The following is a 12,294-nucleotide window of genomic DNA, read 5'->3' as shown; positions in this document are numbered from 1 at the left end:
GGTGGCGCTGCGCTTACCGGGCCTACGATCGAAATGTAGGCCGGGTAAGGCGTAGCCGCCACCCGGCTTTGTTTTACTTCCGCCCCCCCGCCGCAAAATCCTCAATCTCACCCGCCCAGTCTGCCGGATATAACCCCTCCCGCACGTCCCGATGAAACGTTGAATAGGGCCAGTCGACGACTTTCCCGACATAGCCATGCTTCAGCGGATTGATGTAGACGTAATCCATATGCCGCCGATAATCCTGCTCATTGCGAATGGTGTGCTCCCAGAAACGCGGTTGCCAGACGTGGCGCAGCTCAATGTTGCGGCTAAACGTTTTTTTGAAGTCGCGCCAGCGCGCTGAAAAGTCGCTGTCCCCTTCCGGCAGGGTCCAGATACAGTGCATATGTTCAGGCAGGATAACCCAGGCGTTAATGGTAAAGGGCTTCGCACGCTTAACCGTGGCGGTAGCGGAACGCAGGCTGTCGATGTGGCGAGTAAGTAAATCGCTCTGGCGGTTTTGCAGATTGACGGTGAAAAACCAAGTCCCACCGGGGATGTAGTAGCGGCGGTAGTTTGACATTTGAACTCCCTGTTCATGTGCCGGGTGGCGGCTACGCCTTACCCGGCCTACATATTGCACCTGTAGGCCCGGTAAGCGAAGCGCCACCGGGCATTTTCTTACCGCTTCGCGGTTAACTCCGCTATCCGCACAATCACCTGCACCGCTTTCTCCATCCCTTCCAGCGTCACGAACTCATGCTTGCCGTGGTAGTTATATCCACCGGTAAACAGGTTCGGGCACGGCAGGCCCATAAACGACAGCTGTGAACCATCGGTTCCACCACGGATCGGTTTCATCACCGGCTCGATGTCACAATCGCGCATCGCCTGCTGGGCGATATCAAGAATGTGCGGATGTTCCATCACCTTCTCGCGCATATTGTAATAGCTGTCTTCGATGATGAGCTCAATATAGCAATCCGGATGTAGCCCCTTGCCGACTTTTTTCGCGATCTCCATCATCTTACGCTTGCGCGCTTCAAAGGCTTTGCGGTCGAAATCGCGGACAATATAGTGCATCTGCGCGCTGTCCACGGTCCCCTTGATGCTGGTCAGATGATAAAAACCCTCATACCCTTCCGTCATCTCCGGGCTCTCTTCGGCGGGCACTTCCGCATGAATACGCGCAGCCAGCGACAGTGCATTCACCATCACTCCTTTCGCAGAGCCCGGGTGCACGTTATTCCCGACGATTTTGATCGTTACCGATGCCGCGTTGAAGTTTTCATACTCAAGTTCACCCACGCCGCCACCGTCAACGGTGTAGGCCCATTGCGCGTTAAACGCCTCAACGTCAAAGTGTTTCGCGCCTTTTCCAACCTCTTCATCCGGCGTGAAGGCCACGCGGATATCGCCATGCGGGATATTTTTGCCCTTCAGCACCGCCAGCGCCGTCATGATCTCGGCGATGCCCGCTTTGTCATCGGCCCCCAGCAAGGTTTTGCCGTCGGTGGTGATTAACGTCTGCCCCAGCAGCTGATGCAGTACCGGGAACATCACTGGCGACAGCACTTCGTCGCCAATGCCCAGTGCTATATCACCGCCGCGGTAGTTTTCAACAATCTGCGGATTAACGTGTTTACCGCTAAAATCAGGTGAGGTATCGACATGAGAAATAAAGCCAATTGCCGGGATATCGCCGTCAATATTCGCCGGCAGCGTTCCCATCACGGTCCCTTTTTCGCTGAGCGTGACGTCAACCAACCCCATAGCCTCCATCTGCTCTTTCAGCAGATTTAGCAGCTTCCACTGGCCTTCGGTGCTTGGCACCTGTCGGACCCCCGGCTTAGATTGGGTATCCAGCGAAACGTAATGTAAGAAACGCTCAAGTAGTTTATCCATGCAGTCACCCTCACTTTTTGTGACAACATTATCATTAAGCAGCAAAACGCAAATATTGCGTCAGGTCACTTTTATCCCGCAAACGAGAACTTTTTACGTTTATATCGTTCTGCGTTAATAAATGTAGCTTATGAATAAGTGAGAAGGATTGGCGATTCAATGGGTTTGCCGTAGAATGTCCGCCCTCATTACGAGTCACCAAGGTGGTTACACACAAACCCCGCTTCAGTCTGCTGCCTGAGGCGTCTATATGGGACAGCGCGAAAATTGAATACACAACCCCGTTCCCTTTCACCGCTGGTGCAACTGGAACGAATTCGTAAAAGTTTCGATGGCAAAGATGTCATTTCCGACCTTAATCTGACCATCGATGACGGTGAGTTTCTCACGCTGCTCGGCCCCTCCGGCTGCGGCAAAACCACCGTCCTGCGCCTTATCGCCGGGCTGGAAAGCGTCGATAACGGCCATATCCATCTTGAGAACCAGGACATTACCCAGGTTCCTGCCGAAGATCGCCACGTCAATACCGTCTTCCAGAGCTATGCCCTGTTCCCGCACATGACCGTGTTTGAGAACGTGGCGTTTGGCCTGCGGATGCAAAAAACACCGGCCAGCGAGATCCCGCCTCGGGTTACCGAAGCCCTGCGCATGGTGCAGTTGGAGGCATTCGCCCAGCGCAAGCCTCATCAACTTTCCGGTGGTCAGCAGCAGCGTGTGGCCATTGCCCGCGCCGTGGTCAACAAACCTCGCCTGCTCCTGCTGGATGAATCCCTCTCCGCGCTGGACTACAAGCTGCGCAAGCAGATGCAGAACGAGCTGAAAGCGCTTCAGCGTAAGCTCGGCATTACGTTCGTGTTTGTCACGCACGATCAGGAAGAAGCCCTGACCATGTCAGACCGTATCGTGGTGATGCGCGACGGCAAGATTGAGCAGGATGGCACCCCGCGTGAAATTTACGAAGAGCCGAAAAACCTGTTCGTCGCCAGCTTCATTGGTGAAATCAATATTTTCAACGCCACGGTGATTGAGCGTCTGGACGAGCAGCGCGTGCGCGCGAACGTGGAAGGCCGCGAATGCAACATCACGGTTAACTTTGCCGTGGAAAAGGGGCAAAGGCTCAACGTCCTGCTGCGCCCGGAAGATCTCCGCGTTGATGAGATCCACGACACGGCTGACGTCGAAGGTCTGATCGGTTACGTTCGCGAACGTAACTACAAAGGGATGACCCTCGAATCCGTGGTCGAACTGGAAAACGGCAAAATGGTGATGGTCAGCGAATTCTTTAACGAGGACGATCCGGACTTCGACCACTCGCTGGATCAGAAAATGGTCATCAACTGGGTAGAAAGCTGGGAGGTTGTACTGGCTGATGAAGAACACAAGTAAGTTCCAGAATGTGGTGATTGCCACGATCGTCGGTTGGCTTGTGTTGTTTGTCTTTCTTCCCAACCTGATGATCATCGTGACCAGCTTCCTCACCCGCGACGACGCGAACTTCGTGGCGATGGTCTTTACGCTGGACAACTACGCGCGCCTGCTCGATCCGCTCTATTTTGACGTGCTGCTGCACTCGCTCAATATGGCGCTGATTGCCACCCTCGCCTGCCTGGTACTGGGGTATCCGTTCGCCTGGTTCCTGGCCCGCCTGCCGCAAAAAGTGCGGCCGCTGCTGCTGTTTTTACTGATTGTGCCGTTCTGGACCAACTCGTTAATCCGCATCTACGGGCTGAAAATCTTCCTCAGCACCAAAGGTTATCTGAACGAGTTTCTGCTGTGGCTGGGGGTGATCGAGACGCCGATCCGCATCATGTTCACCCCGGGCGCGGTGATTGTCGGCCTGGTCTATATCCTGCTGCCGTTTATGGTGATGCCGCTCTACTCCAGCATTGAAAAGCTCGATAAACCGCTGCTGGAAGCAGCGAAAGACCTGGGCGCCAGTAAGTTACAAACCTTTGTCCGCATCATTATTCCGCTGACCATGCCGGGTATTATCGCCGGCTGTCTGCTGGTCATGCTGCCTGCGATGGGGCTGTTCTACGTCTCGGACCTGATGGGCGGGGCGAAAAACCTGCTGATCGGTAACGTGATTAAGAGCCAGTTCCTTAACATTCGCGACTGGCCGTTCGGCTCGGCCACCAGCATAACGCTGACGGTGGTGATGGGGCTGATGCTGCTGGTTTACTGGCGTGCCTCACGCCTGTTGAATAAGAAGGTGGAGCTGGAATGATCGGTCGACTGCTTCGCGGTGGTTTTATGACCGCCATTTATGCGTATCTTTATATACCGATAATCATTTTGATCGTGAACTCCTTTAACAGCTCGCGCTTCGGGATTAACTGGCAAGGGTTTACCACCAAATGGTATGGCCTGCTGATGAACAATGACAGCCTGCTACAGGCCGCTCAGCACTCGCTGACGATGGCGGTATTCTCTGCCACCTTCGCGACGCTGATTGGCTCGTTGACCGCCGTGGCGCTGTACCGCTACCGTTTTCGCGGTAAGCCGTTCGTCAGCGGTATGCTGTTTGTGGTGATGATGTCCCCGGATATCGTGATGGCCATTTCACTGCTGGTGCTGTTTATGCTGCTGGGCGTCCAGCTCGGTTTCTGGTCGCTGCTGTTCTCGCATATCACCTTCTGTCTGCCGTTTGTGGTGGTAACCGTCTACGCGCGTCTGAAAGGGTTCGACGTACGCATGCTGGAAGCGGCGAAAGATCTGGGTGCCAGCGAGATGACCATTCTGCGCAAAATCATTCTGCCGCTGGCGATGCCCGCCGTGGCAGCAGGATGGCTGCTCAGCTTTACCCTGTCGATGGACGACGTGGTCGTGTCCTCCTTCGTCACCGGGCCGAGCTATGAAATTCTGCCGTTGAAGATCTACTCAATGGTTAAAGTCGGTGTTTCACCCGAAGTGAACGCGCTGGCGACTATTCTGTTGGTGTTATCGCTGGTTCTGGTGATTGCCAGCCAGGTTATTGCTCGTGATAAAACAAAATCTCAGGGGACACAGAAATGAAAAAAATGCTTGCCGCTGCGGCACTGGTGCTCGGAATGGGCGCTGCGCATGCTGATGACAGCAAAACGCTCTATTTCTACAACTGGACCGAGTATGTGCCGCCGGGCCTGCTGGAGCAGTTCACCAAAGAGACAGGCATCAAGGTGATCTATTCGACCTACGAGTCGAATGAAACCATGTACGCCAAGCTCAAAACCTATAAAGATGGCGCGTATGACCTGGTGGTGCCGTCGACCTATTTCGTCGACAAGATGCGCAAAGAAGGCATGATCCAGAAGATCGACAAAACGAAGCTAACCAATTTTTCAAACCTCGATCCTGAGATGCTAAACAAGCCTTTCGACCCGAACAACGACTACTCCATTCCGTACATCTGGGGCGCGACGGCAATTGGCATCAACAGCGATGCCATTGATCCCAAAACGGTTTCATCCTGGGCTGACCTGTGGAAGCCGGAATACAAAAGCAGCCTGCTGTTAACCGACGATGCGCGCGAAGTGTTCCAGGTGGCGCTGCGTAAACTCGGCTATTCCGGCAACACCACCGATCCGAAAGAGATCGAAGCAGCGTATAACGAACTGAAAAAGCTGATGCCAAACGTGGCGGCGTTCAACTCGGATAACCCGGCTAACCCGTATATGGAAGGTGAAGTGAATCTGGGGATGGTCTGGAACGGCTCTGCGTTTGTGGCGCGTCAGGCCGGGACGCCGCTTGAGGTGGTCTGGCCGAAAGAGGGCGGCATCTTCTGGATGGACAGCCTCGCGATCCCGGCGAATGCGAAAAACGTCGAGGGCGCCCTGAAGCTGATCAACTTCCTGCTGCGCCCGGATGTGGCAAAAGAGGTGGCGGAAACCATCGGCTACCCGACGCCAAACCTGGCCGCACGGAAGCTTTTAAGCCCTGAAGTGGCAAATGATAAATCGCTTTATCCGGACGCTGAAACTATCAGCAAAGGGGAATGGCAGAACGACGTCGGTGACGCGAGCCGCCTGTATGAAGAGTATTATCAGAAGCTAAAAGCAGGCCGTTAATGCATAACGGGCGACGCAATGTCGCCCGTTACTCTTATAGCCCCTTCAGGAGTTTATCCACAAAGGCTGGCACCACCTCGCTCGCCAGACCGTAATGTTTCTCTTCAAACTCACTCCCGACCTGGCTTGGCTCCAGATTAAGCTCCACCGTATGGGCACCTTGAAGTCGCGCTTCGTGAACAAATCCCGCCGCCGGATAGACATGTCCCGAAGTACCAATGGCGATAAAGACGTCCGCCATGGCCAGGGCGCTGTAGATCTCATCCATTCCCAGCGGCATTTCGCCAAACCAGACCACATGCGGACGCAGACGCGAAGGGAACTGACAGCAGTGGCAGCGGTCTTCGTCCAGCACGTCCTCTTTCCACTCCAGCACCTGACCACTCCAGGCGCACCGCACCTTAAGCAGTTCGCCGTGCATGTGAATGATGTTGTGGTTTCCGGCCCTTTCGTGAAGATTGTCGATGTTCTGCGTGACCAGCAGAAAACGATCCCCCAGCGCCTCCTCCAGCTTTGCCAGCGCCAGGTGCGCCGCATTCGGCGCAATCTCCGGCTGCTGAAGCTGACTACGGCGGGCGTTGTAGAACGCCTGCACCAGCGCCGGGTCGCGGGCGAAACCTTCCGGCGTCGCCACATCTTCAACTCGGTGTTCTTCCCACAGTCCATCCGCTGCGCGGAAAGTCTGAATACCGGATTCGGCGGAGATCCCCGCCCCGGTCAACACCACCACTCTGGGTTTATCCATCGCTTCTGGCATCATCCTGTCTCTGAAAAAGATCCGCTGACGCAGGCGTTCACGTAAGCGGCGTTTATTTTTGCGAAAACGGCTGAGTCGACCCTGGCGACGCGACAGCATAATAACCTCGTAAACTAATCGGTGAGATGAAGGAATGCGGCTCCGCGCATGCCTCCTGCGTCCCCGTGTCGCGCACGCTCAATGCGCGGCACGCGGGCGACCGGCAATAAATGTCGGGTCAGACGCCCGGACAACTGTTCCGTAATCGCAGTGAAATTTGACAGCCCTCCCCCGATCACCAGCAGATCCGGATCGACGATAGTCAGGATATTCCCCAGACACACCGCCAGCAGATCCAGATAGCGCTCGACGTGCTCACGCGCCTGCGCATCCCCCTGCTCCCACAGGGTAATGATTTGAGGGGCCTCAAGTTTCTGATGATAGAAGTGTTCGTAAAGCCATGCAAACCCGCGGCCTGATAGGTAGTTCTCAATACAGCCGTGCTGCCCACAGCCGCAGCGGGTCAGCGGGAAATCACGTCCGACGACCTCCAGAGCATCCACCGGCAGGCGGATATGGCCAAATTCGCCGGTAATATAGCTGCGCCCAGTAATGGGCTTACCGTTAATGACAATCCCGCCACCGACGCCCGTTCCGAGGATCAGCCCCATCACCAGCGGGAAGCGACGGAATTCATCATCCCAGGCTTCAGAGAGCGCGAAGCAGTTGGCATCGTTATCTAAACGCACGTCGCGTTCAAGGAGCGCGGAGAGATCGGCCCGCAGCGGTTTGCCGCTGGCGGCAGGCACGTTGGCCGCGTACAGCGTGCCATCGTCGGTTTCGGGCATACCCGGAATACCAATGCCAACGCTGCCTTTGACGCCAAAGCGTTCATCCGCTTGCGCCACCAGCGCGGCAATGGCGGTTAAAAATTCATCGTAGCTTTCGCGCGGCGTGGGGACGCGGGTTTCCCATTGTAGCTTAAGATCTTTATCGAACACGCCGAGCGCAATCTTGGTGCCGCCAATATCAAATCCGTAATACATGATGCATTCCTCTGTTTGATTCAGCGGCCAAAAGACCGCTAAACCATGACGAAATTACTGGCCACTTAATACCCTCGCCGGATCAATTCGGCTAGCGCGACGCGCCGGATACCAGCTTGCCAGCAGACTCAGTAAAAGTGCTGTAACCAGCACATAAATAACGTCCAGCCAGTGCAGTTCAGACGGCAGGAAGTCAATAAAATAGATATCGCCTGACAGGAACTGATGGCCAATAAGCGCTTCAATCCCGTTGATAATCGGCGTCAGCTGAAGGGAAACCACCACGCCGATCGCCACGCCGCAGAGGCTGCCAAACAGCCCCGCCAGTAAACCGTACCAGACGAAGATGGCGCGAATAAGACCGTCTTTCGCCCCTAAGGTACGCAGCACGGCGATGTCGCCGCTCTTATCCTTAACGGCCATCACCAGCGTCGAGACGATATTAAAACACGCCACCCCAATCACCAGCACCATCGCCAGATACATAATCGCGCGGATCATCTGGATATCACGATACATATACCCGTAAGTGCCGATCCAGCTTTTGATGTAGACATAGTTATTGGTCACGCTGCCAGCGTCACGCACCAGTTTATTGGCGTTGAAGACGTCGTTAACCTTAATGGCAATGCCCGTCACGCTGTCGCTCATATCCAGATACTGGCGTGCATCTTCCAGCGGCACCATCGCGAAGCTGTGATCGAGCTGGCCGCTCAGCTGCAAAATACCGGTGACGTGCAGACGTACGCGCTTAGGCTGCTGCAATTTGTGATCAGCGCTGGCGTTCGGGATCATGATCGAGACCCAGTCGCCCTGCTTCACCTTCAGCGCATCGGCAACGCCTTTGCCCATGATAATCTGCTGCTCGCCGGCCTTAAAGTTTGCCCATGCGCCATTTTGCACATAGCGCGGCAGCGCGCTCAGACGCTCTTCCTGACGAGGATTTACCCCTTTCACCTGAATGGCGCGCAGGTTTACCCCGCTCTCTACCAGCCCGGTAAAGTTAATGTAAGGTGCAGCCGCCGCAATGCCGGGCACCTTTTCCACTTTGTTCAGGGCATCCTGCCAGTTGGACCACGGCTGGTTAACCGGCTCGATTTCACCGTGAGGGACAACGGCCAGAATGCGGTTATTCAGTTCACGCTCAAAGCCATTCATGGCGCTTAAGCCCACAATCAGCACCGCCACGCCCAGGGCGATACCGATGGTGGAGATCACGGAGATAAGGGAAACCATCCCGCTCCGGCGACGACCGCGGCTAAAGCGTAACCCGATGAGTAACGATAACGGTGAAGCCATTACTCCGCTCCCATCAGCGTCAGTTCAGCATTCAGACGACCGTCGCGCATTTCCAGCTGACGCCCCATCCGCTTAGCCAGTTGTAAATCGTGGGTGACCACCAGAAACGCGGTTCCCTGCGCGGCGTTCAGTTCGCCGAGAAGCTGGAAAATGCTGTCTGCGTTACGCGCATCGAGGTTACCTGTCGGTTCATCCGCCAGCACCAGGCGCGGGTTGTTGACCAGCGCACGGGCGATGGCCACACGCTGACGCTCACCGCCGGAAAGCTCAGACGGACGGTGATTCCCGCGATGACCCAGCCCTACCGCTTTTAGCATGTCGCTGGCGCGGGCATTAATTTCCGCGGGTTTCTTTTTACCAATCAGCAGCGGCATTGCGACGTTTTCCAGCGCCGTAAAGTCCGGCAGCAGATGGTGGAACTGGTAGATAAAACCCAGCTCACGGTTACGCAGCTCGGCTTTCGCCGTAGACGACATTTTACTCAGCGGCTGCCCGGAGAAGATCACATCGCCTTCGGTTGGCGTGTCCAGCCCGCCAAGCAGGTGCAGCAGCGTACTTTTACCGGAGCCGGAGCTGCCGACAATCGCCATCATCTCGCCTTCGCCCACGCTAAAACTCACATTGTGCAACACGTCGGTCTGCACAGTGCCTTCCTGATAGCGTTTGGACAGGTTGTCGCACTGCAACAGGAGCTTATTCATAACGTAAAGCCTCAGCGGGTTGAGTGGCGGCAGCCCGCCAGGAAGGATAAAGCGTAGAAAGCAGCGCAATGGCCATCGCGGCCAGCGCAATACCGACCACCTGGAGCGGCTCGATAGCCACCGGCAGCGCCGCGCCATCAAGCAGCGCGCCGATAATCGGCATGAGATTGTTGAGCTGGCTGGCGAGCAGCGCCCCCAGCGCCGCGCCGAGTAGCGCGCCGATGATGCCGGCGCTGGCACCCTGGACCATAAATACCGCCATGATCTGGCGCGGAGTCAGCCCCTGGGTTTGCAGAATGGCGACTTCGCCTTGCTTCTCCATCACCATCAGCCCGAGCGAGGTGATGATATTAAACGCGGCAACGGCCACGATCAGGCTCAGCAGCAGCCCCATCATGTTTTTCTCCATGCGCACGGCCTGGAACAGTTCGCCTTTCCGGTCGCGCCAGTCCTGCCATTTCGTCCCTTCCGGTAGCGTCTGCTGGCTGAGGGTATCCACCTTCAGCGGCGCATCAAGCCACAGACGCCAGCCGGTAATATTTCCCGCGGGGTAGCGCATCAGACGCGAGGCGTCCTGAATGTTCACCAGCATCTGGTAACCATCAACTTCGCTGTTCGCCGCAAACGTGCCAATCACGTTGAACAGGCGCTGGCTTGGCAGACGCCCCATCGGCGTAAACTGACTGGCTGACGGCACCATCACGCGCAGCTGATCGCCACGGTTGACCCCGAGCTGCCCGGCAAGCTGCTCGCCGAGGATGACGTTGTATTTACCCGCTTCCAGGTCGGTTTGTTTCACATTGACCAGGAACGGCGTCAGCGGATCTTTTTGCGCGGGATCGATACCCAGCATCACCCCGACCGCCACGCTACGGGCGCTTTGCAGCACCACATCGCCCGTCGTGAGCGGCGCAACGCGCGTGACACCCTGTAACTTCACCGCGCTTTCCGGCAGCTGTTGCGGATTAACGGAACCCTGAGTGGAAGAGAGAACGGCCTGCGGCATCAGCCCCAGGATATTGTTTTGCAGCTCGCGCTCGAAGCCGTTCATGACGGAAAGCACCGTCACCAGTGCCATCACGCCAAGCGTAATGCCAATAGTCGAAAGCCAGGAGACAAAGCGACCGAAGCGGTCCGCGGCGCGCCCACGCATGTAACGTAAGCCTATAAAGAGTGCGACAGGTTGATACATGAAATCCGTCTGTTTGCTGATAGCAGACCCACGAGTATATAAGCGAATCCGTTAAGCGTAAATGACTGAAACCGTAAGATTCGGTAATCATTTTTCCGAAAAATTCAGATAAATCATCATGCTACTGACTGAACTTCCGCCAGACAGCCTCCACCTTTTCCGAAAATCGTCCTGATACAGACTGTTACCCATTACATCAGGGCTTCATTTTACAACAATCGGCGTTTCGTTTATGGCAACAAGGTCGTCACGCACCATGAAACAAAAAGCATTATGGATTAACCAGATAAAAGGCCTGTGCATCTGCCTGGTGGTAATTTACCACTCGGTGATCACCTTTTATCCTCACCTTGACGGGCTACAGCATCCGTTATCGGGCCTGCTCGCCAAATGCTGGGTCTACTTTAATCTTTACCTTGCCCCGTTCCGTATGCCGGTGTTTTTCTTTATCTCCGGCTATTTGATCCGTCGTTATATCGACGAGGTGAACTGGCGCACCAGTCTCGACAAGCGGATCTGGAGCATCGTCTGGGTTTTGGCCCTGTGGGGCGTCCTGCAATGGCAGGCGCTGACCCATCTGAATGCCTGGCTCGCCCCCGAGCGAGAACTGGCGACAGCATCCAATGCGGCCTACGCCGATTCCGTTTCAGAGTTTGTACTGGGAATGCTCACGGCCAGCACCAGCCTGTGGTATTTGTACGCGTTAGTGGTCTACTTTACGCTCTGTAAGCTGCTGAGCCGCTGGAAACTGCCGATGCTGGGGGTTCTGGCGCTGGCAAGCATCGCCATCAACTTCCTGCCGTTACCGTGGTGGGGAATGAACAGCGTGGTTCGCAACATGATCTACTACAGCCTCGGCGCATGGTACGGCGCGCAGTTGATGGCGTGGATGAAAGGGATGAATTTGCGCCGCAGCTGGCTGGTACTTATCGCCTCTGGCGCGGTGTCGGTAGTACTGTGGTTCGCTAATGTTCCTCTGCCGCTCTCACTGCTGTCGATCGTGGTCATCATGAAGCTCTTTTACAGCTTCGAGCAGCGTTATGCCGTTCATCCCAATAATCTGCTGAACGTCATCGGTTCAAACACCATCGCGATTTATACCACCCACCGCATTTTAATTGAGGCGTTTAGCCTGCTCCTGATTCGCGAAATGAATGCGGCGTACTGGCCGATCTGGGCGGAGTTAACGCTGATTCTGGTCTATCCGTTTATCAGCCTGCTCGTCTGCACGCTGGTTGGGCTGGGGGCACGTAAGCTCTCAACCGCCCTCTTTGGCGACCTTTTCTTCTCCCCTCCCGCGCGGCTTTCTCCACAGACTGCTACCCGTTAATCTCCTCGGCCCCCATCCGGGGGCACTTTCCCTCTTGTGCGGTTACGATTTGCTTAT

At 55.7% G+C, this 12,294-nt stretch carries 12 protein-coding genes; 5 read left to right on the top strand and 7 right to left on the bottom strand.

The features are described from left to right. Positions 1-73: 73 nt before the first annotated feature. Together O1724_RS09240 and pepT are read right to left on the bottom strand one after the other, a co-directional pair. A complete protein-coding gene (locus tag O1724_RS09240; protein WP_126296678.1) occupies positions 74-565 on the bottom strand; it encodes an REP-associated tyrosine transposase in 492 nt (163 codons plus the stop codon). A gap of 98 nt (positions 566-663) precedes the next feature. Continuing rightward, complete coding sequence (pepT, locus tag O1724_RS09235) at positions 664-1,887, bottom strand: peptidase T (protein ID WP_023315823.1); 1,224 nt, start codon at positions 1,885-1,887, stop codon at positions 664-666. Between the two features lie 237 nt (positions 1,888-2,124). On the opposite strand from pepT, the gene potA reads away from it, so the two are divergent. The 4 genes from potA to potD are packed head-to-tail and all read left to right on the top strand — an operon-like array spanning position 2,125 to position 5,933. After that, entirely contained in the window at positions 2,125-3,273 is a 1,149-nt protein-coding gene (gene potA / locus O1724_RS09230; RefSeq protein ID WP_176691006.1) for a spermidine/putrescine ABC transporter ATP-binding protein PotA, read from the top strand. Beyond that, positions 3,257-4,114, top strand: coding sequence for a spermidine/putrescine ABC transporter permease PotB (potB, locus tag O1724_RS09225; protein WP_017693625.1), 858 nt, complete (start codon positions 3,257-3,259; stop codon positions 4,112-4,114). Before potA ends, potB begins: the two co-directional genes overlap by 17 nt. After that, positions 4,111-4,902, top strand: coding sequence for a spermidine/putrescine ABC transporter permease PotC (gene potC, locus O1724_RS09220; RefSeq protein WP_015570805.1), 792 nt, complete (start codon positions 4,111-4,113; stop codon positions 4,900-4,902). Before potB ends, potC begins: the two co-directional genes overlap by 4 nt. Then, positions 4,899-5,933 carry a spermidine/putrescine ABC transporter substrate-binding protein PotD gene (gene potD / locus O1724_RS09215; RefSeq protein ID WP_022650796.1) on the top strand — a complete coding sequence of 345 codons (1,035 nt, stop codon included), beginning with the start codon at positions 4,899-4,901 and terminating at the stop codon, positions 5,931-5,933. The genes potC and potD overlap by 4 nt, the downstream gene beginning before the upstream one ends. 34 nt (positions 5,934-5,967) lie before the next feature. Here the strand turns inward: potD and cobB are convergent, their stop codons facing one another. Genes cobB through lolC form a run of 5 tightly spaced genes read right to left on the bottom strand, consistent with a single transcriptional unit; the run spans position 5,968 to position 10,907 of the window. After that, positions 5,968-6,789, bottom strand: coding sequence for a Sir2 family NAD+-dependent deacetylase (cobB, locus tag O1724_RS09210; RefSeq protein WP_126296681.1), 822 nt, complete (start codon positions 6,787-6,789; stop codon positions 5,968-5,970). A gap of 14 nt (positions 6,790-6,803) precedes the next feature. Then, positions 6,804-7,715, bottom strand: a complete 912-nt coding sequence (nagK, locus tag O1724_RS09205; protein ID WP_022650795.1) for an N-acetylglucosamine kinase — start codon at positions 7,713-7,715, stop codon at positions 6,804-6,806. Positions 7,716-7,769: 54 nt separating this feature from the next. Next, on the bottom strand, positions 7,770-9,014 hold the full coding sequence (gene lolE, locus O1724_RS09200) for a lipoprotein-releasing ABC transporter permease subunit LolE (RefSeq protein WP_003857918.1): 1,245 nt from the start codon (positions 9,012-9,014) through the stop codon (positions 7,770-7,772). Beyond that, a complete protein-coding gene (gene lolD / locus O1724_RS09195; RefSeq protein ID WP_414539013.1) occupies positions 9,014-9,715 on the bottom strand; it encodes a lipoprotein-releasing ABC transporter ATP-binding protein LolD in 702 nt (233 codons plus the stop codon). The genes lolE and lolD overlap by 1 nt, the downstream gene beginning before the upstream one ends. Continuing rightward, on the bottom strand, positions 9,708-10,907 hold the full coding sequence (gene lolC / locus O1724_RS09190) for a lipoprotein-releasing ABC transporter permease subunit LolC (RefSeq protein ID WP_017384712.1): 1,200 nt from the start codon (positions 10,905-10,907) through the stop codon (positions 9,708-9,710). Before lolC ends, lolD begins: the two co-directional genes overlap by 8 nt. A 256-nt stretch (positions 10,908-11,163) precedes the next feature. On the opposite strand from lolC, the gene O1724_RS09185 reads away from it, so the two are divergent. After that, positions 11,164-12,237 (top strand): acyltransferase family protein, encoded by a 1,074-nt coding sequence (locus O1724_RS09185; RefSeq protein WP_116290985.1) that lies wholly within the window; start codon positions 11,164-11,166, stop codon positions 12,235-12,237. Positions 12,238-12,294: the final 57 nt, after the last annotated feature.

It is taken from the genome of Enterobacter cloacae complex sp. HYC074_NIDB (assembly GCF_056673345.1).
The sequence above is the reverse complement of the archived record's forward strand: the minus strand, read 5'-3'. Positions and strand labels throughout refer to the sequence as shown.